This window comes from Mycobacterium sp. 852014-50255_SCH5639931, assembly GCF_001665605.1.
Classification (GTDB): domain Bacteria; phylum Actinomycetota; class Actinomycetes; order Mycobacteriales; family Mycobacteriaceae; genus Mycobacterium; species Mycobacterium paraffinicum.
The window spans coordinates 18,656-39,325 of record NZ_LZSV01000043.1; the positions used below are offsets into that span (position 1 = coordinate 18,656).

General features: G+C 61.4%; 15 protein-coding genes, 1 tRNA gene and 1 pseudogene. 14 read left to right on the forward strand and 3 right to left on the reverse strand.

Annotation, left to right across the window (positions count from 1 at the left end; genetic code table 11):
• The first annotated feature begins 244 nt into the window (after positions 1-244).
• The 10 genes from A5758_RS24365 to A5758_RS24405 all read left to right on the forward strand — a co-directional run bounded on the left by A5758_RS24365 (position 245) and on the right by A5758_RS24405 (position 13,762).
• A complete protein-coding gene (locus A5758_RS24365) occupies positions 245-1,123 on the forward strand; it encodes a restriction endonuclease (RefSeq protein WP_067745496.1) in 879 nt (292 codons plus the stop codon).
• A gap of 308 nt (positions 1,124-1,431) precedes the next feature.
• The gene (locus A5758_RS24370) at positions 1,432-1,926 is read left to right on the forward strand and encodes a DUF6416 domain-containing protein (protein WP_067745499.1); all 495 of its coding nucleotides are present in this window, start codon (positions 1,432-1,434) and stop codon (positions 1,924-1,926) included.
• A gap of 325 nt (positions 1,927-2,251) precedes the next feature.
• Entirely contained in the window at positions 2,252-3,820 is a 1,569-nt protein-coding gene (locus tag A5758_RS24375; RefSeq protein ID WP_067745552.1) for a type I restriction-modification system subunit M, read from the forward strand.
• The gene (locus A5758_RS26130) at positions 3,817-5,040 is read left to right on the forward strand and encodes a restriction endonuclease subunit S (RefSeq protein ID WP_067745502.1); all 1,224 of its coding nucleotides are present in this window, start codon (positions 3,817-3,819) and stop codon (positions 5,038-5,040) included. Before A5758_RS24375 ends, A5758_RS26130 begins: the two co-directional genes overlap by 4 nt.
• Complete coding sequence (locus A5758_RS24385; RefSeq protein WP_067745510.1) at positions 5,037-8,189, forward strand: type I restriction endonuclease subunit R; 3,153 nt, start codon at positions 5,037-5,039, stop codon at positions 8,187-8,189. The genes A5758_RS26130 and A5758_RS24385 overlap by 4 nt, the downstream gene beginning before the upstream one ends.
• Positions 8,182-8,412: a type I restriction enzyme endonuclease domain-containing protein gene (locus tag A5758_RS25525; RefSeq protein WP_197504056.1), complete on the forward strand. Its 231-nt coding sequence runs from the start codon at positions 8,182-8,184 to the stop codon at positions 8,410-8,412. The genes A5758_RS24385 and A5758_RS25525 overlap by 8 nt, the downstream gene beginning before the upstream one ends.
• Before the next feature lie 222 nt (positions 8,413-8,634).
• Positions 8,635-9,816 (forward strand): class I SAM-dependent DNA methyltransferase, encoded by a 1,182-nt coding sequence (locus A5758_RS25530; protein WP_197504057.1) that lies wholly within the window; start codon positions 8,635-8,637, stop codon positions 9,814-9,816.
• A 1,252-nt stretch (positions 9,817-11,068) separates the two neighbouring features.
• Positions 11,069-11,893 (forward strand): hypothetical protein, encoded by an 825-nt coding sequence (locus tag A5758_RS25970; RefSeq protein WP_156622776.1) that lies wholly within the window; start codon positions 11,069-11,071, stop codon positions 11,891-11,893.
• Between the two features lie 352 nt (positions 11,894-12,245).
• A complete protein-coding gene (locus tag A5758_RS24400) occupies positions 12,246-13,619 on the forward strand; it encodes a hypothetical protein (protein ID WP_197504058.1) in 1,374 nt (457 codons plus the stop codon).
• A complete protein-coding gene (locus A5758_RS24405; protein WP_231987391.1) occupies positions 13,592-13,762 on the forward strand; it encodes an integrase in 171 nt (56 codons plus the stop codon). Before A5758_RS24400 ends, A5758_RS24405 begins: the two co-directional genes overlap by 28 nt.
• Positions 13,763-13,786: 24 nt before the next feature.
• Here A5758_RS24405 and A5758_RS24410 read toward each other — a convergent pair whose 3' ends face one another.
• The 3 genes from A5758_RS24410 to A5758_RS24420 form a co-directional block, all read right to left on the reverse strand.
• Entirely contained in the window at positions 13,787-14,338 is a 552-nt protein-coding gene (locus tag A5758_RS24410; protein ID WP_156622777.1) for a hypothetical protein, read from the reverse strand.
• Positions 14,339-14,370: 32 nt separating this feature from the next.
• Positions 14,371-15,399 (reverse strand): hypothetical protein, encoded by a 1,029-nt coding sequence (locus tag A5758_RS24415; protein WP_067745527.1) that lies wholly within the window; start codon positions 15,397-15,399, stop codon positions 14,371-14,373.
• A gap of 647 nt (positions 15,400-16,046) precedes the next feature.
• Positions 16,047-16,120, reverse strand: a tRNA-Gly gene (locus A5758_RS24420).
• A 181-nt stretch (positions 16,121-16,301) separates the two neighbouring features.
• Here A5758_RS24420 and A5758_RS24425 point away from each other — a divergent pair.
• The 4 genes and pseudogenes from A5758_RS24425 to A5758_RS24440 all read left to right on the forward strand — a co-directional run.
• Entirely contained in the window at positions 16,302-16,958 is a 657-nt protein-coding gene (locus tag A5758_RS24425; protein WP_197504059.1) for a hypothetical protein, read from the forward strand.
• 34 nt (positions 16,959-16,992) lie between these two features.
• Positions 16,993-17,565, forward strand: a complete 573-nt coding sequence (dcd, locus tag A5758_RS24430; protein WP_067745530.1) for a dCTP deaminase — start codon at positions 16,993-16,995, stop codon at positions 17,563-17,565.
• 130 nt (positions 17,566-17,695) lie between these two features.
• Positions 17,696-19,822, forward strand: a complete 2,127-nt coding sequence (locus A5758_RS24435; RefSeq protein WP_231987390.1) for a hypothetical protein — start codon at positions 17,696-17,698, stop codon at positions 19,820-19,822.
• A gap of 161 nt (positions 19,823-19,983) precedes the next feature.
• Positions 19,984-20,670 (forward strand): annotated as a pseudogene (locus A5758_RS24440) (hypothetical protein); the annotation flags it as partial.

Consider the following 20,670-nt stretch of genomic DNA (forward strand, 5'->3'; position numbering starts at 1 on the left):
ACGGGAATCGAACCCGCGTATTCAGCTTGGGAAGCTGTTTCGACGCTCGAACGATTTGGCGATACCAGCTGGTCTGCGGGCTAGCAGCAGCCGCGCTTGCGCTGCTAGAACCCCGTTTCGGTCCGGCTAACGTACGCCCTCGGTACTGCCTCAGTACGCCCGCAGTTCGACTGCGCTTACGGGACCAATACGGGACCGCGCGTTGACCGGGAAACGTGTCGCTGCCCTTTGACATGCTTTACCTGTGACTGTCCAGGTTCCTTCGTACTCTGACCTGCTTTGGCCGACCCTCCAAGCTGCGATCGCACTCGGCGGCTCCGCCTCAATCGCCGAGTTGGACGCCGCAGTTGTTGAACGAGAGCAGCTCACGCCCGAGCAGCAGAGCGTCCTACTAAGCGGCGGGCCGCAGACGGTAATCCAGAACAGGCTGGCGTGGGCGCGGACCTACCTCAAGGGAATGGGCCTCTTCGCCAACAGCACGCGGGGTGTCTGGTCAGTGACTCCCGAGGGACAGGCTGCAACACAGGAAGACCTTGAGCCGCTGCGCGCCGCGTTCGCAGCAGAACGTAAGAGTGGAAGAAAGAGGAGCAAGAAGAAGGGCGGCGGAGAACAATCTGACGTCGGCAACGAGATCGACCAGGTCGAGGCTGAAGCCGAAGAGAAGTGGAAGGACGAATTGCTGAGCACGCTCCTCGAGGTGTCGTCTGTCGCCTTTGAACGGCTTGCACAAAGGCTTCTGCGGGAGTCGGGGTTCTCCAGCGTCAAGGTGACGGGAAAGTCGGGCGATGGCGGCATTGATGGACTCGGCATTTATCAACTAAACCTGCTGACCTTCCCGGTCTTCTTTCAATGCAAGCGCTACAAGGGCAGTGTTGGGTCGGGTGCTGTCAGAGACTTCCGAGGGGCCATGGCAGGTAGAGGGGACAAGGGCCTACTGATCACCACCGGCACCTTCACGAGCGATGCGCGAGCGGAGGCCAAGCGTGACGGTGCGCCGCCCATCGACTTAATCGACGGTGACCGATTGTGCGATCTGTTGAAGGAGAACGCGATCGGCATCACGACCACTAAGCGGGTGGTCGAGGACGTCAAGGTCGAGGCCGAGTACTTCAAAGCGCTTTAGCCCAGGGAAGCAGGCATCTGAGCGGGGCGGCGTTCCTGGCGCTGGCGACGAAGACCTCTGCCGAGCAACGTTCTGTGCAGAAAGGTTGCTCACGGAAAGTGACGCGTCGAACTTGCCAAAGCTGCGCAAGTCGACGCCCAAGCCTGCATGAAGCATAAGGCTTAAAAAGCCTCATGAGCTGCTCATACCATCGGAAGTCGAAGTTCGAATGGGTCTGATCCCCGGTATTTACCCTTGGCAGAAGGTTCTGGGCAAGTCATACTCGTGTTTAACGAGTTCAGTAGGGTTTTATGAACAGGAGGGGCAAAATGATGGACGTTACGGTGAAGGTTCCCGAGGACCGGCTGGTGGAGTTTTATGCGATGCACGCCGCGTGGCTAAGCGCCCCGCCGCAAGCGTCGGTTCTGTTGAACACGTTCGATGCTGAGCGGAACGCTGTGGCGCAGCCGGTATCTCCGGGTAGCGAGGACGCGAAGGGCCGACAGCCATGGTCGGACGCCGACGCGGCGCTGGCCGCCAAGTTGTGGGACAAATTCAGCGATCCGGCGAAGGCGTTGTTCTCCAAATTAATCGATGAACCGGATCGCCAATTCAACGGCGAGGAGCTTGCCGAGATGCTGGACATTCCCAACGGTCACAGCGGTGTAGCTGGAGTACTGGCTTGGCCGGGGAAGTACTGCAAGAAGGAGAACCGAGAGCTGTTGTGGAAGTGGGCCTACCCGGTGGAGGGTGAGCCGGTCGTCTACTGGATCGAGCCGGAGGTCGCGGCATTGCTCCGCGAGGCCCGGGACCGACAAGGCTAAGGCTCTAGGCAATTCATGGGCGCCAATGGGATTTCTCTCTCCCCCCCGGGGTGGCATCGCTGTACTTGCGAGCCCGCGATGGCGGTCACGGCGCGGCGAGGTCGAGGTCGATTGGCGGCGATTCAGCCGCGTCCGCGTGGCCTACTGGGCTATACGTTAGTGCGCGGGCGAAATTGTGGCTCAGGTCTGGCGCTTGATCGTTGGCAAGGTGCCGCCGGGGTGTTGCGCGCGATGAGGTCTTGTGCCATGATTTTGAGCTTTTTCGAAAACGAGAGGACACGAAGTGGCACGCCAGGCGAAGACAGCACGGGTGCGTGGCGTGGTAGTGGCTCCAGCGACAAAGGAGGCTCAGCGTGCGGAGCTCCACAAGACGATCTGGCGCATCGCCAATGATCTGCGTGGCAGCGTGGACGGCTGGGACTTCAAGAGCTACGTGCTCGGCATGCTCTTTTACCGCTTTATCTCCGAGAACCTCACTGCGTACCTGAACGAACAGGAGCGTGCAGCCGGACAGCTCGACTTCGACTATGCCGCGCTCAGCGACGCAGAGGCAGAATTCGGCCGCGAAGAAACAGTCAAGGAGAAGGGCTTCTACATCCTGCCGAGCGAGCTGTTCGCCAACGTCGGTACGCGTGCCAACAAGGACGAGAACCTAAACGAGACGCTAGAGAAGGTGTTCAAGAACATCGAGGGTTCGGCCGTCGGTGCCGACAGCGAGGACGATCTCAAGGGCCTCTTCGACGATCTTGACGTCAACAGCGCCAAGCTCGGTAACACCGTCGCCAAGCGCAACGAAAAACTCGTGAAGCTATTGGACGCCATCGGCGAGCTGAACCTCGGTGACTTCAACGACCACGCCATCGACTCGTTCGGCGACGCTTACGAGTACCTCATGCAGATGTATGCCGCCAACGCGGGCAAGTCCGGTGGTGAGTACTACACGCCTCAGGAGGTCTCTGAGCTGTTGGCTCGCATCACGGTGGTGGGCAAGAAATCGGTCAATAAGGTCTACGACCCGGCCTGTGGTTCTGGCTCACTCCTGCTGAAGTTCGCCAAAGCGCTCGGCAAGGAGAAAGTCCACCAGGGCTTCTTCGGCCAGGAGATCAACTTGACGACCTACAACCTGGCTCGGATCAATATGTTCTTGCACGACGTGAACTACGAGCAGTTCGACATTGCACATGGTGACACATTGATCGACCCACAGCACTGGGACGACGAACCGTTCGAGGCGATCGTCAGTAATCCGCCGTACTCGATAAGGTGGGCAGGCGACAGTAACCCGTTGCTTATCAACGATCCGCGCTACGCGCCGGCCGGTGTGCTCGCGCCGAAGTCGAAGGCAGACCTTGCCTTCACGATGCACATGCTGTCGTGGCTGGCGGTCAACGGCACCGCCGCAATCGTCGAGTTTCCTGGCGTGCTTTACCGCGGAGGTGCAGAGCAGAAGATCCGCAAGTACCTGATCGACAACAATTATGTCGATGCCGTCATTCAGCTGCCGCCAGACCTGTTCTTCGGCACCACGATTGCAACCTGCATCCTCGTGCTCAAGAAGTCGAAGAAGGACAACTCAGTCCTGTTTATCGACGCGACTGCTGAGTCGGTACGTCCAGGCAATAAGAACAAGCTTTCCGAGTTGAATCAGCAGAAGATCCTCGACGCCTACATAGCTCGCCAAGACGATGAGCACTTCGCCAAGCTCGTGCCGAACGCCGATCTTGCTGCCAACAACTACAACATCTCGGTCACGTCGTACGTCGAACAAGCAGACACGAGTGAGGCAGTCGACATTGCTGTGCTCAACGCTGAGATTGCGGACATCGTCGCTCGGCAGCAGGAACTCCGAAGCCAGATCGGCGCAATCGTGGCCAATCTAGAGGGCGCCTTATGAGCCGAATCGATGGGCTGGTCACGGATGGTGACGTTAAGTGGTCAACCTTGGGGAGTATTTGTATCAAGGTGTCGTCGGGGGCCACGCCGCTTGCCGGCCGTGGAGACTACTACGACGGCGGTGACATTCCGTGGCTTCGTACCGCGGAAGTCGCGTGGCGCGATATCTACGACACTGAAGTGAAGATCACCAAGACGGCGGTACGTGAGACCGCCACAAAATGGATTCCTGCTAACTGTGTGATTGTCGCAATCTCCGGTGCTACGGCTGCTCGCGCTGCCATCAACAAGATTCCGCTCACGACAAATCAGCACTGCTGCAACCTCGAAGTTGATCCCGAACAGGCCAACTATCGTTATGTCTTCCACTGGGTGACTGCGAACTACGAGAAACTGAAGGCGTTCGGCCGAGGTGCCCGTTCGGACCTGAATGCCGAGCTAATCAAGAACTTCCCGATCCCACTTCCGTCGCTTGAGAAGCAGCGCGAGATCGTGCGGGTGCTTGATGAGTTGCGTTCATTAGAGATGGATCTGGAAGCCGCGCTTGGCGCCGAGCTGGGGGCGCGGACGAAACAGTACGAGTTTGTTGTGAGTCGGGTTATCTCGGGCATCGATGGAAAGCACGAGACGCTTCGTGACCTCGGCAATTGGCGTGGTGGCATGACTCCCTCAAAATCAGACCCACGTTACTGGGAGTCGGGCACGATCCCGTGGCTAGCGTCTATGGATGTGAGCGTGTCGGATGGGAGAGTGATCCGCGGACGCGTGACGCCTGTTGCGCTAGCGGAAACTCCCCTGCGCGTCGTTCCCTCACCGTCCGTCGTCGTTGTGATGCGATCGAATATCTTGCGTCGCCGACTGCCAGTTGGAATGACCACCGTTGAGACGACTCTTAACCAGGATGTGAAAGCGCTTACGCCTCGCGATGGGGTCGACGCAGAGTATGTGTATCAAGTCCTTCGAGTTACAAGCGAACAGATCCGCGCCGCATGTGTAAGGGCGGACGGATCAATGGCCGCGGTCGAGTCGAATGCCTTTTTTGAGTGGTCGATTCCCATTCCTTCGCTTCAGGATCAGAAGCGCATCGCGAGCCAGCTCAACGCCTTTGAGGCTGCAGTGAGCGAACTCAGCATCAGCCTGTCAGCTGAGCTCAAGGCCCGTCGCAAGCAATTCGAGTACTACCGCGATCGCCTGCTCACATTCGAGGAGTTGGCAGTATGACCGAGGCAAAGGCAGTCCGTTACGACCCGATCGCCGTCTCTGCCGAGAGCACGGTCGTCGCGGAGTTTGTGCCGGATGCCAAGACCGCTACGGAGTATCAATCCGAAGCGCAGCTGGAGCGCGAGTTCATCAAGATCCTTCAGTCGCAAGAATATGAGTACCTGAGGATCACGAGCGAGCAGGATCTCATTGCCAATCTGCGGACGCAACTTGAGGTGCTGAACGGCATCACGTTCACCGACACCGAGTGGGAGCAGTTTTTCAAGCAGCGGATTGCCGGTGAGGGAGAAGGTATCACCGAGAAGACGATTCGCGTCCAAGAGGACTATGTCCAACTACTGACCCGTGACGACGGCTCAAGCAAGAACATCAAACTAATCGACAAGCAAAACGTCCACAACAACCGCCTGCAGGTCATCAACCAGTACGAGGTCGGTCAGGGCGAGGGCGGCGCCAAGTACGCCAACCGCTATGACGTCACGGTTCTCGTCAACGGCCTGCCGATGGTACACATCGAGCTTAAGAGGCGCGGTGTGGCTATCCGTGAAGCGTTCAACCAAATAAATCGCTACCAACGCGACAGTTTTTGGGCTGGTTCAGGGCTTTTCGGCTACGTGCAGCTGTTCGTTATCAGCAATGGCACACATACCAAGTACTACAGCAACACCACTCGGCGGGAGCACATCAACGAGGCCGCCGGCAGCAAGAAGGCCAAGAAGACCAGCAACTCGTTTGAGTTCACATCGTGGTGGGCAGACGCCACCAACAAGCCAATCCAAGACCTCACGGCATTTGCGGCCACGTTCTTCGCCCGCCACACGCTACTGAACATCCTGACCAAGTACTGCGTCCTTACTGCTGATCGGCTGCTGCTCGTCATGCGCCCGTATCAGATCTTGGCTACTGAACGCATCTTGCGGAAGATCGACATCTCGACCAACTACAGGCAACTCGGCACTTTGGCTGCCGGTGGCTACGTTTGGCACACCACTGGTTCTGGCAAGACGCTGACCTCATTCAAGACTGCGCAGCTGGCCGCGCAGCTTGATCACGTGGAACGAGTCCTGTTCGTAGTCGACCGCAAGGATCTCGACTACCAAACGATGAAGGAGTACGAGCGTTTCTCGCCGGGCGCTGTCAACACCAGTAAGAACACCTCCGCGCTCAAGAAGCAGCTCTCCCTTCCGGTGGGCGCGGTGCTAGGCAAGCGTGGCAACGAGATACTCGTCAACCGCAAGATCATCGTCACGACGATTCAGAAGCTCTCTGGTTTCATCGCGGCCAACAAGGGGCACGAGATCTTTGGCGGTCATGTCGTAATCATCTTCGACGAGTGCCACCGGTCGCAGTTCGGCGACATGCACACGGCAATCACCAAGGCATTCAAGCGCTACAACCTCTTTGGCTTCACCGGCACGCCGATCTTCGCCGTGAACGCCGGAACTGGCGGCAACGTGCAGCTGCGCACGACGCCCCAAGCGTTCGGCTGCTACTGGCACGGCGATCCGCGCAACTGCGCGCCTGAGCGGCACTCGACAGCGGCACACACTTACACCATCGTCGACGCCATCAACGACAAGAACGTGCTGCCGTTCCGCATCGACTACGTCAATACAGTGAAGATGCCAGCCGGTATCACGGACAAGCAGGTGTCGGCCATCGACACCGAGAAGGCACTGCTGGCACCTGAGCGCGTGCGCCAGGTTGTCGAGTACACGCTCAACCACTTCGACCAGAAGACCAGGCGCAGTGAGCACTATTCGCTCCGTGAGCGTCGCGTGCACGGCTTCAATGCTCTGTTCGCGACAGCCTCGATCGATGCTGCCAAGACCTACTACAGCGAGTTCAAGAAGCAGCAGGAGTCACTGCCAGAGGGTCGCCGCTTGAAGGTTGGCCTGATCTATTCGTTCGCTTCCAACGAGGCCGTCGAGGACGGTGCGCTAGAGGAAGAAGGCTTCGAGACCGACGTTCTCGACAAACCTTCGCGTGACTTCCTAGAAGGCGCGATCAAGGACTACAACGCATACTTCGGCACGAGTTTCGACACCTCGTCTGACAAGTTTCAGAACTACTACAAAGACTTGTCGCTCCGGCTGAAGAACCGCGAGATCGACGTCGTCATCGTGGTCAACATGTTCCTCACCGGTTTCGACGCTACGACGCTCAACACACTGTGGGTCGACAAGAACCTGCGCGCCCACGGCCTGATCCAGGCCTACTCGCGCACCAACCGAATCCTGAACTCGGTCAAGACATACGGCAACATCATTAGCTTCCGTGACCTGGAGGAAGAGACTAACGACGCCATCGCGCTCTTCGGCAACAAAGACGCGGGCGGCATCGTGTTGCTCAAGCCGTACGCAGAGTACTACGACGAGTACGCCGACAAAGTCACCGAACTGCTGCAACAGTTCCCGCTGGGGCAGCAGATCGTTGGCGAGACCGCGCAGAAGGCGTTCATCGCCCTGTTTGGTCAGATTCTGCGACTACAGAACATCCTGACGTCATTCGATGAATTCGCCGGCAACGAAATACTCACCCAGCGCCAAAGTCAGGACTACCGCAGCGTCTACCTTGACCTCTACGCCGAGTTCCGCAAGGACGCGGACGCCGACAAAGAGTCGATCATCGATGATGTCGTCTTCGAGATCGAGCTCATCAAGCAGGTCGAAATCAACGTCGATTACATCTTGATGCTCGTCCAGAAGTATCGCGAGGTGCACGGCGACGACGGCCACGCCGCAGCCAAGGAAGTCCGCGCGGAGATCAGCCGGGCTGTCGACGCCAGCCCGAGCCTGCGCAACAAGAAAGACCTCATCGAGGACTTCGTCGACTCAATCTCGGCCACCGGTGAGATTGACGAGGAGTGGCGCGGATACGTCGCTGCCAAGAAGGCCGAGGAGCTCAATCGAATCATTGATGAAGAGGGTCTCAAGCCAGAGGAAACGCGCAAGTTCGTCGAGACTGCCTTCCGCGATGGCGCCATCCCGACGACGGGGACAGCAATCACCAAAGTGCTTCCGCCCGTTACTCGCTTCGCAGCTGGAGGTGGCCATGGCGAGAAGAAGCAGCGCGTCCTAACCAAGCTCGGCGCGTTTTTCGAGCGCTTCTTTGGACTGAGCTCAGGCGGAGAGAAAGTTGATGACTAGCCGCAACGCTGCCGCCGTGCTGGAGATGGACGGCGAAACTCCCAAGAAAATCGCACACGAGTTAGTGACGGCTGTCCGATCACGCGCAACTATCGACTGGAATCTGACGGACAGCGTGAAGGCAGCCATGCGCTCGAAGATCTGCCTGGCTGCTCGCGAAGTACGACTACCCGCCGGACCGCAAGGAAACGGCGATCGAGCTGGTGTTGCAGAAGCAAGCTGAAATGTACGCCAACAATGCGGACAGGTTCGAGGCGGTGGGATCATGAGCGCTAGAGACTCCGTAAGGCGAGCGCTGGAGCGCGCGGGATACAGGTTCATTCAAGACGAGCCTCATGTACCGAAGGGCCAGAACAAATCGCCTCCGTCGAAGTCGAATTCGACCTTTCGACCCGATGTTCTGGCATGGGCTGCGGACCCGGACGGGAAGCTTGTGCCCTGGGCAGTGGTCGAGATCAAGAACCGGTCGGTAATGCTCCCGCCGGAGGTTGCGCTTCCCCAACTCGCAAGGAGCCGCGATACATTCGGAACAGTCGATCATTACGTCGTGCTGCAAGATGTTTGGTATCAAGCAGATACAGGCTTGCGCAAGTTCACTCGTGTCGACGGCCCCATCCCACCTCGATACGGCGGTAAGGGCGAATTGGACGACGTCGACTTGGCAACAACGCTTTTGACAGAGCAGCTTTGGCGTTGGGCGCAGACACAAAGTCCCTACGACAAATCGGCGGATGCTTATGGCGCTTTGAGATTTGATGTCGGCCAGTCGACCGAACTAAGAATCGACGGTATTGAGACCGCCACGGGGACAGTGTTGCCCGCAAGCCGCGAGGTGCTGTGGGAAGCGCGACGGCGTGCCCTCGTGGGCTTCGCTCGCCGAGGACGGGAAGCAGGCATTTATACGAGTCATCCCGTGATTGCGAAAGCCGTTGCGCACCTGGCAGGTAGCAAACTCGACAACGAAGTTTTCGATCCGTTCTGTGGGACGGGATCGTTTCTGTGGGAGTCGATCGACCATTCACGTGACATCGGATCAGGCTTGGTCTCGGCGGTCGGCCTCGATCTCAATTATCGAATGGTAGAGCTTGCGCGCTCCATCGCCCGTGCTGCTCCTATCGATGTTCAGATTTATAACGTCGACGCGTTCACGGTTGAAACACTAAGCGAGACCGAAATGTCGGATCCACACGAATCGCGGCTTTTCAACTGCGCAGTGTCCGCGCCTCCCATGAGTCTGAAGCTGAATCGAAGTGAGCCGTACGAACTACTGGATGGAACCATGACACGCGACGGTGATTTCGCGGCCGTTGATTGTCTGGTACGCCAACTAGCGGAGGGTGGGCGAGCGGTAGTGCAAATTGCCCCAGGCTTCACATTCCGCCGCAACGGGGAGCGTTACCGCAACTACCTCGCGAACAGTTTTCGTGTGGCTGTGCTTATTGGCTGTCCCCCGGGATCGGTGCCAGGCTTCGGCTTGGCCTCAATCATTATGGTTATTGAGAAGGCGCCGCCTACCGAGACATTTGTCGCGCAACTTGGTGAAGATTGGGAGAGTCAGTTGGCACCGGGAGGCGCTGCGCTTGAAGCGGCGCTAAACCACATCAACCAGCGTGGCGGGCGTCGATGACAACCGCCTTCGTCAGGCTCGCGCTTGAGAAAGACTGGGATCTAGGCCGATTAACCGCTGAGAGCTTTACGTGGCCTACCACCAAGGCAACAATTGTTGCGCTCCGCGACGTCGTTACGGTTGTGCCCACGGATAGCTGGGCAGATGCAGGACCACCGGTAATCACGCCGACCGGACTTGATTCCATCGGCGGCGGGATACGTCGGCGGAGCCGCAAGTATCGGGGACCGGTGTTTCAAGTGAGGGCCGCGGGGCCCGGGCTTAGCTTTGGCGACCTTCTGCTGCCTCGGAATCCTAACTCTCCAGTGCTCCTGATCGGTTCGGACCTGCTCGGAGCGCTGGTGTCTTCGCAATTTCTCGCACTTCGAGCTGATCCAGATTCGGCCCTCTGGATTTGGGGGGTTCTCAACAGTCGGTCGGGTCGGAGATTTCGGCAGCATTTCGCAACGGGCGTTACGTCCACCTCCGTGACCCGCGGGCGCCTACTGGATATCGAGATTCCCTGGCCGTCGGCAAGGCAAATCGCACGACGAAGGGCACCCCTAGAGGAGATTGAGAGGCAAACTCATCGTCCGGAGGAGGAAGCAGCTGGAACTTGGTGGCGAACCGAGGACCTTCGAGTTGTGGATTGGAATCTAGCTCTCGCAACACCTGATCGTGAGATCTTCAACAGCGGCATACCCTTGGGGGAGCTATGTCGCGAGATCGTTCGGGGCCGCCATACGCCCCGCGGGGCCATCAAGGACGAGCCGGCGGTTGGCCTTCTGCCGGTGACCGACATAGCTGCGATCCAGGGAAAGCCGATACGCCGCTGGGTATCGCCGACCGAGCCTACGCAGACCGTGGCAACACCGGGGGATGTGTTCGTGGCCGCAGTGGGGGCTCGGCCACACGCTGCACTAGCGAGTGACCGGACGGCTGTCGACCACAACCTCTTTCTTTTGCGACTTCGTGATCGGGCCCAGGCGTCGGGTCTCGTCCAGTTTCTCAACGGAGAGACGGGGTACGGGCTAAGAAGGATCTTTTTGACTGGCGTGACGGTACCAAGCCTTGGGAAGCAGGCGCTGGCTCGCCTGCCAGTTCCCGAAGAGGCCTTGCAAGGCTCGACGGAACCGGCTGTGCCCATACATCTGGCGGATCAGCTGGAGCGAGTCTTGTGGACCTAAGATGCGAGCTATCGCCGCTTGTATTCGCGGAGTTATACCGATTGCTAGCCGCGGATAATGAGAGAGCGGACACACTCGATGAACGTTTGGATCAAGTAGGACTCGAGCACTCGTGGCTTGAAGAGGCGGCGGAGACGTATGAAGCGAAGTGGAATTCGCTCGGCACAACCGCAACCGATATCAGCGACTACATCGCCCACGGCGCTGAACATTCGGTCTTGGCGAGCTGGATTCTCGCTGGACTTCGTCAGACTGGATCAAGCTATGACATCGGATTTGAGCTGAGGCAACGCGTGACGGAGCGCGCCTTCACCGAAGTCCATCCTCGGCCCGTGGACCTTCCATCGCAATGGCGTCCAGTAATAATCGGCTGGACGCTTGGAATGGTGCTCGGCAACATTGATCAAGAGCTACCGGTTGCTCCGGCGTACCTACCGGCAGACGTCAACGTGCGAGCCGCATATGAGGGACTCGTTGAGCATGTCCTTCAACTAGAGCGCTTCACGTCCCCTTGGCCGGAGATGATGGGAACCGCCACGTTCTGGCGCGGCACAGGTCTTGCGGAAGGGCTCAGGCCGGAAGCGGAAAACGGCGCAGCCGCGATTCGGGATCTGATCATCGAAGTTCGTCACGCAGCGCCAGATCACCTCGGGAATAGGATAAGTCGGCATTTCGCATCGTTTGCGGATCAGCGGAACACACTGTCTCACGTCGCGGATAAGCCAGGTAAGCCGCGCTTCATTGAAGTGAAGGAGCTTGCGCGCGAATGGGACCAAATCGCCCTGACCATCAGCGGCGTCACCTACTTCCTGTGTGTCGAAGTTGCGAGCGAGCTGACCGATTCTGCTGCTCGCGTAGTTCGCGCCGAGACGTGGGACGAATTGAAGTGGGAGGTAATGGTTTACGACTAAGGACCTTGGACGGCCTCTAGACCGTCGGAGGTGCGCCTCCTTCTCACCTACCGGGAGTTTACCGGCAGCCTGCTCACCTGTAGCAAGGATGCAATGTTTAGACCGCGCAACAGCCGCCACCGGGTTCCGGTGCAGGCGGCCCTTTCACGATCCGGTCTGCCCCGCCAAGCGCGGCTATGCGTGATCGAATATCAGCGTGCCGCCTAATAGTCCGCTGAATGTGCGACAACTCGAAGTCTTGCGTTGGATTCATGAGGGCTGCCCAGATGGCCGATGGGCTGACTTTACCTACAAATCCGTCGCAGTTGCACTTCAGAGCCGTCGTCTCGTCGAGGTCTGTAGACGGCGCGGAGTGTGGAGCGCGAAGATCCTTCCCGCCGGTGTGCACTACGTCGAGCAGGGTAAATACCCGCCCGGACACTGGCAGGCACGACGGAGGCGCGCTTCGACAGGAGAGTCGGCCGCGGTGGCGGTGCCCGATGCGCCGCAGCGTCTGAGCTATTCGCCCGTGGTTTCGCCGCCAGCGGCAACTCATCCACCGAAGCCGGCCCCACCTGACGGACTTACGCCGACGCGAAAATTGTTGAAAGACATCATCGATGCCGGAGGCATCCTTGAGCGTGACATCAGAGACGACAAAACGAGCTACAACAGTCTCGTCGGAATCATCAACCGTCGGAGGATGGCGCCCGACGGCCAGCAAATAATCCTGATCGACGGCGCTAGATATGGTGACATCGTCCTGCGGTTGTCATCGGTGTCGGATTGGAAGACCACGCCTGCGACTGATGTTGTAAGTGCCGAGCGGGTTGGGCGATGGCACCCGGCGGTGGCAACACTGCGCACCGAGAAGCGGCTCGACTCCATCGATAAATCATTGCGCGATAGAGCTTTTAGACTGCTTCATGCGGTCGCGCGGGAAGCCGAGGCGCGGGGGCACTCGGTACGCCTGCCGAACCGCAACGTCCACGGCTACATCGAAGATCCGAGCCGGTTGGTTGGTGATTTGATCCTCACAGTCGAAGGGGTTGAATGCTCGATCGATATCTTGCAGCCCAAGGCGAGGGTGCCTCACCCGCCGACGCGCGAAGAACTCGAAAGAGACAAGAAGTACTCCTGGCCGCCGCCGAGGTATGACTATGTGCCGGCAGACCGCCTGAGCATTGCATTGGATACCTGTAGTCGCTTCTCTTCGAAGATCACGTGGCCGGAGTCAAAGACACTGCCGCTTGAACACCGACTACCCGACGTGATGACAACATTTGAACGCTGGGCAGTGATTGACGCGGAACACAAGGAGGCTGAACGGCGTCAGGAGATCGAGCGCCAGAGGATCCGTGAGGAAGCCGAGCGGCTCGCTGAAATTAAGCACGCTGAGAATGTCCGGGCCGAGACACTCCGCAGGCAGCACGCAGCCTGGCGCGAGGCAGGGGAACTCCGCGAGTTCTTGGACACGATGAAGGCAACCGTCGACGCGATGAGCCATGGCACCCGGCGCGACGCGGCTGCCGAATGGTTGGCCTGGTGTCGGCAATATGTCGACGAGTGGTTGGATCCGCTCAGCCAGCCCCTGGCGATGCCGGTGATCCGCCGGCCAACCTGGGATGAGCGTATGGCGTTGGAGAATACGTTCGTGCACAAGCTGGAACGAGCCATTCACTGCGGCACACGTATGCGTCGCTGTGCATCGCGGCGGGGATTCGGCCTATCGACATCGCGGAGCTGATGGGGCACCGGGATGTGAAGACGACGCTCACCGTCTACGCCCACCTGATCAATACCGACGACCACACGAGCAACATGGCCGCGCTTGGTGCGCTAGCAACGCCGACTACCAAGGCAGACAACGTGATACAGCTACACGGCTAGGGGTGATGGCGCTACGGTGCGCGCTTAGAGAGATCCGTGCCGAACGAATCCGTCGAGTTGCTTCGGCACCCTATTAACCTGGACGTACGCCGCGTAGAGCCGAATTATAGTGGCCACGAAAAGTGCAGCGACGAAGGTGAGCGCCGCCGCAATTGCGCAGCTGAACCCCCGATTAATAGTCGGATCACCCACGGCGAGCGGGAAATTCATCGCGACAATGATCAGTACCGCTGACGCGAGGCATGCCAAGGCAGCCGTGAGCACGTGCGGGACGGCTTCGTCCAGGTTGCGCTTGGCTTCCTCAGCTGCTTTATGAGTCTCGTCGCGATCAGTGAGTTTCAGACGGAGAGTCGAAAGCACACCAGCGGTACTAAGCAGACCACCCATCAGGAGGGCAACGCCAGACAGTACAGCAGCGGGCGCTGTGAACCGCCACGCCACGACGTAAGCGGTGACGCCAACGCTTACCGGAACTGCCCACATTATGGTTCGGGCGAGCCAGTCGGTGCTGCTGCCGTTGGCCAGCGTGCGTGCATGCGCTCGGAGGACAGGCATGGGATTCATCCGTGCAGTCATGGCATCCCCCTTGCAGCGGTCAGCACGTGACGTTAGGCCGTCGCGGCGAGGAGCTTCGGCAGGCCTGTCGGCCAGTTCGTCAAGTCTAGGCTCATCGTTCGCGCCAACCCCAAGGAAGCGAGCTTCTCGTTCACCTTTCGGAAGTATTCATCGGTCTCGCGCTGCTCGGTCCTGTTGTCGTACGTGAATAACTCACTGTAGGCGTCAGGTCGGACATGTTGGGTCTGCCCTTCATGCTTCACAGAGACATAGCAGTCGTCAAAATCAACATGGGCGACCTCGGGTCCCACTAACGCGCGCGCTTGTGCAATCCCATCGGCCTTGCTGACCTTCCCGCCATCCCCGCCGACTACCCAGTTCTTCACAGTCTGCATGACCGTCGTTTTCTGGCGCACGGGTGCCGTTAACCGATACTGAACGACATCAGGCAGTCCGTTGCCAGGCGACTGGTGTTCGATCAACACGATCTCTTGAGGCTCGCCACCACTCAATAAAGAAGTCACCTGGCCGCTGTCGGTCAGTTGCTCGAACTTCATCCGACAATGTTTCGAGGTCTTGTTCTGCTTCGCATCCGCCTTTACTAGTTCCTCCGACCAGCGGCTGCTCCACTGGCGGAGCGTGACGACCGGGCAGGAGCGCGAGATGACCTCAAGGGCGAGAACGCCCTCGGTCTCGTTGGGAGGCAGCGTGAATACCCCACGGTATTGACGGCGGGGTGCGAGATGCTGGATGGACTGATCAGGTGCTCCTTCCTCGGCGCTCATCGCGTCTCTGAAGCCGTCGTTCTTTCCCGAGGAGAGGCCGAAGAACACCGACATACCCGACCGCTCGACCCAGTCGAGGCGAACAATGCGACTGTTGGGGTCGAGCGGGATGGGCTTGCCGTCCTTATCGAATGCGTCGCGTGGATTCTCGTGCCATTTGCGGCCTCGCTGACCTTGGTAAGAGCGGTCGAGGTGATCTACAAAGTCGCCCCAATTTGGGTCAACGAACGGCACAGGGGTGTACCCGGTCCCGTTCATGCGCTCGGCCTTAAAAACCTTGAACCCGTATTGCGCCATCGTTGGCCCCCACTTTTTCCAGCTAATCCGCCCTAAGCAGGCCTATCACACTTTGCCGCGGCTCCGGCGAAGCCACGCGTCGGTGGACCGCGAGGCGACGCGGCCCAAGCGCTTGTCCGCCGGGCTGGCTGACTAGCGAGTACGTCGCCGCTTCCACCTCCTCGGCAGCCTCGGCCGCAGCGGAAAGTACTGTCCGGCAGCTCGAATGACCCGCGCACCCTTGTCGGGGCCGTGCAATACGGACGTGATGAAGCAATACAGAAGCCAGATTGCCAAGCCGCCAAGGATGACTTGAGCGACCGAAAAAGAAGCGCCGAGCACGGCTCACCTCCATAGCTGTCACTCAGCGTCCCGGACCGCCGAGGTCTGCCAATGGAGAACTACTGGTCGTTCAAGATGGGCTCAACCGCACTATTTCCGGGTCGTGCTTCGCCCGTGCACTTTGCTCCGTCATTGCGCCTATGATCCAGCGCCTATTGACCTTGTCTGCACTTTGCACCGGCCCCTCCGTAACTTCCAGAGCGAGCCTGTCAACATGCTAACAGGAAATCGGACGAGGGCCGGCGCAGAGACGCCATGTACGGGACCGTTTACGGGACCTCCGCCCCCAGCGGGCGGGCGACGATGCCGGTTCGTGCTGCTAGGTGTGGAGCCGATGACGGGAATCGAACCCGCGTATTCAGCTTGGGAAGCTGATGTTCTGCCATTGAACTACATCGGCGCTGTCGACAACGAAGGCTAGCATCCGGCGGCAGATCCGTTGGGCGAGTAGTCCGCCGGGATGCGGCCAAGGCGTCGCCGCCATGCCCGTGGCGAATGTCCTCCGGCGAGGAATGGCCGCTGACCCGCGAATTCCAGAACCGATGTTTATTCTTTCGTGATCTTGTCGTAATGTGCCTTGGGTGGGTCGGCACCGATTAGCCAAGAAGCGGCGTAAATCACCGCTGCTGCTGGCAGGGCTGCTGGCCCCTGCCGCAGCATTCTTCGCGGCGGCGGGAGATGGCGGCCCATTCGTCCCTCGGCACGACCCCGTCCCCGTTATTGGTGACACCGGTCCGTGTTGCCTAGAACTCGTGGCGGCGAAGCCGACTGCGATTGTGCTCGCGTCGGATGTGTCGCGCGGCGACGGCATGGCCGAGCCCGTCGCGGCATCGAGGTACCACACGAGATCGCGCTTCCTGCCCGCCGGGCTCGCCCCGGAACAGGGCCTGCAGGTGAGAACGATCCAGGTCTCCCGCAGCATCAGCGCGACGTTCCCCGAGATCCATGAGATCGGCGGCGTGCGGCCCGATCCGCTGCCCTGGCATCCGCTCGGTCTGGCACTGGACGTGATGATCCCCGACCCGCAGAGCGCCGAGGGCATCGCGCTGGGCAACGAGATCGTCGCGTACGTGATGAAGAACGCGCGCCGCTTCGGGATCCAGGACGCGATCTGGCGCGGCGTCTATTACACGCCCGGCGGGGCACAACCAAGCAGGCTGGGTCACTATGACCACGTCCACGTCACGACCACGGGCGGCGGATATCCCAAGGGCGGGGAGATGTACCTCGCCGACTGAACGGCCGACGGCAAGCAGCGGATAGGCTCGTCGCGTGCTGCTCTCCGATCGTGATCTCAGGGCCGAAATCACCGCCGGCCGGTTGGGCATCGACCCCTACGACGACGCCTTGGTGCAGCCGTCCAGCATCGACGTCCGCCTGGACTGCATGTTCCGGGTGTTCAACAACACCCGGTACACCCACATCGACCCCGCCAAGCAGCAGGACGAGCTGACGACGTTGGTCGAACCCGTGGAGGGCGAGCCGTTCGTGCTGCACCCGGGGGAGTTCGTGCTCGGGTCCACGCTCGAGTTGTTCACCCTGCCCGAGGACCTCGCGGGCCGGCTGGAAGGCAAGTCGTCGCTGGGCCGGCTGGGTCTGCTGACGCACTCAACGGCCGGCTTCATCGATCCCGGCTTCAGCGGTCACATCACGCTGGAGCTCTCCAACGTCGCCAACCTGCCGATCACGCTGTGGCCCGGCATGAAGATCGGTCAGCTGTGCATCCTGCGGTTGACCAGTCCGGCCGAACACCCTTACGGCAGTTCCCAAGTAGGTTCGAAGTACCAGGGCCAGCGAGGACCTACGCCGTCGCGCTCCTATCAGAACTTCATAAGGACTACATAGGTTCTGAGGCGCTCCCGCGCCTACTTTCTGCGCGATACTTAGATAGCCGTGGTTTTTTCCTCCGCCTGACCATGGTTCGTCTCGCAATACCTCTGGAGGGGTTGTCTTGGATATCGTGCTCGGGGTGTCGATGGCACCGGCATCAATCCAAATGGTTGTCCTCGAAGGCGAATACGCCGACGGTGCCACGGTGGAAGAGGACGTTTTCGACGTCGCCGCCGCCGACGAAGCGGCCACCGCGAGCGCGCCGGATCAAGTGCTCGCCGCCATCCTGGGCACCCGCGAGGGCGCGGCCGAAGCCGGCCTCGAGGTGTCTTCCATCGGCGTGACATGGACCGACCAGCTCGAAGCGGCGGCATTGCACGACGCGCTGACCGCCCACCGCATCGAGCACGTCATGCTGGTGTCGGCCTTCCTGGCCGCAACTGCGCTGGGCCAAAATGTCGGCGGGGCAATGGGTTACGAGCGAACCGCGGTGATGTTCGTGGAGCCCGACACCGCGACGCTGGCGGTCGTCGAGACCTCCGACGGGTCCATCCCCGACGTCTACAAGCAACCGCTCTACGCCGAATCGTATGACCAGGCGGCCGCGCAACTCGGCGGCATGATCGCCGGGCTGGAGAAGCTGGAAGCGGCGCCGGACGGCGTGCTGGTGGTGGGCTCCGGCGTTGACATCGGCCCGCTGAAGCCGGCGCTGCAGACGGCGACCTCCCTGGCGGTGAGCGTGCCGGAGGAGCCGGAGACGGCGCTGGCCCGCGGCGCCGCCCTGGCGTCGGCCAACGCACCGCTGTTCGCCTCGTCGACCGCCGCGCTGGCCTACGCGCAGGACCCCGGCACCGGTGCCGTCGACCAGCACTCGCTGCCCGAATACCTCTACGCGCCATTCGGGCCGGAGCCCGGGGACGACGAGCTCGCCTACAGCGCGGTGCCTGACGAGGACGCTGACTCGCCGACCGTCGTCATCGAAAAGCTCTTCATGCCCGAAGAAAGCCAATCGCGGCGCAGGCCGGCCCTGCTGGTCGGCAGCGGGTTGGCGGTCGCCGGCATCAGCGCGGTGTTGGCGCTCGAGATCGCGTTGGCGATCGGCATCCGCGCGACCGGCACCGTCGCTTTGCAGCCCACGCCCGGCCAACATCTCATCGTCCCGACACAAGAGCCGCCCGCGCCCGTTGAGGCGTCGGCCCCGGCGCAGAAGCTCAGCCTGCCGGAGCCCGTGGCGGCGCCCAAGCCGATGACTCCGCAGTTTGCCGCGCCGCTGCCGGCGGCGCCGCCCGCAGCCCCTCCGGTTCCCGCGGCGCCTCCCATGCTCGCGGCGCCCGCTCCGGCGCCGGTCCCCGTCGTGATTCCGCCGCTGGTGCCGGTTATCGTGCCGCCGATCCGCGTGCCCAACCCAGTCGTAATAAGCCCGCCGGTCATCCAGGCTCCGCCGCACGTGTCGCCCCCGCAGCCGGTGTTGCCCCAGCCGCCGGTGCATCTTCCGCCACCGCAGTCGCCGCCTCACCAGACGCCTCCGGGGCAAGGCACGTCGCCGGTCCCCGAGGGCTCCGGCGGTTCCACCGGTGGGCATGTGCCGCCGCCCGGCTCGGGCCCGGGCGGTTCCAGTGGTGGGCATGTGCCACCCCCCGGTTCGGGCCCCGGTGGCCTCGGGGGCGGACACGTCCCGCCCCCCGGTGACGGTGGCCTCGGGGGCGGACACGTTTCACCCCCGGCTGGCGGGCCGGGCGGATTGGGCGGCGGACACGTCTCACCCCCCGGTGACGGTGGCCTCGGGGGCGGACACGTTTCACCCCCGGCTGGCGGGCCGGGCGGATTGGGCGGCGGACACGTCTCACCCCCCGGTGACGGTGGCCTCGGGGGCGGACACGTTTCACCCCCGGCTGGCGGGCCGGGCGGATTGGGCGGCGGACACGTCTCACCCCCCGGTGACGGTGGCCTCGGGGGCGGACACGTTTCACCCCCGGCTGGCGGGCCGGGCGGATTGGGCGGCGGACACGTTCCGACCCCGGGTTCGGGCGGCGGTGCACCCTCCGGGCCTGGTGGCCTGTTCGGCGGCGGGCCCGTCGTCGGCGGACCCGGCGGTGGTATCGGCGCTCCCGGCGCTGGCGGCTTCGGCGGCGGCCACAGTGGCGGTGGCCTTGGTGGTGGCGGCCTTGGTGGTGGTGGCGGCCTGGGTGGCGGCGGCCACAGCGGTGGCGGCTTCGGCGGCGGTGGCGGTGGCGGTGGCCACAGCGGCGGTGGCGGCGGGGGACACAAGTAGCCCCCTCGCGAGGCCCGGGCGCACCCATCTTCGCGCGCTAGGGTGGCGACTTGGGGGTGGCGCGGCCGAGCTGCGAAAGTCATCCGGCCGATTCTCGAAGTGACTAAGCCCCGGCAGCGCAGGTGTCGTCGCACGGGCACGGCAATTGATTTGGAGGAGCGGTGGACGTCGTACTTGGCGTGTCCATGGCGCCTGAGACGGTCCGCATGGTGCTCGTCGAAGGCGAGGCTGCCGGTGGGGTGACCGTCGACCAGGACGACTTCCGCCTCACCGATCAGACGACGGCGGTCGCGGCGGCGGACCGCGTGGTCGCCGCGATTCTCGGCACGCGGGAGAGCGCGGCCCAGGGCGGTTATCAGCTGAAATCGAGCGGAGTGACCTGGACCGATGCGGCCGAGGCGGCCGCGCTGCGAAATGCGTTGGCGGCACGCAAAATCGAGAACGTCATGCTGGTGTCGACGGTCATGGCCGCGGCGGCACTGGCTCAGGCGGCGGGCAGCGCGACCAATTGCGCGCGTACCGCGCTGCTGCTGGTCGAGCCCAGCACCGCGACGCTGGCCGTCGTCGACACCGCCGATGGGTCGGTGGCCGATGTGCGCCGGCATCCGTTGCCCAGCAGCGACGAGGCGGCGCTGGCGAAACTGGCCGCGATGGTCTCCGGCGCCGAATCGATGAGGGCGCGCCCGGACGGGTTGTTCCTGGTGGGCTCGGACGTCGACATCCCGTACATCAAGCCGGCGCTCGAAGCGGTGACGTCGCTGTCGGTGACCACGCCCGAGGAACCCGAGATGGCGCTGGCGCGCGGCGCGTCACTGGCGGCGGCCAACGCCTGTCTCTTATACACATCT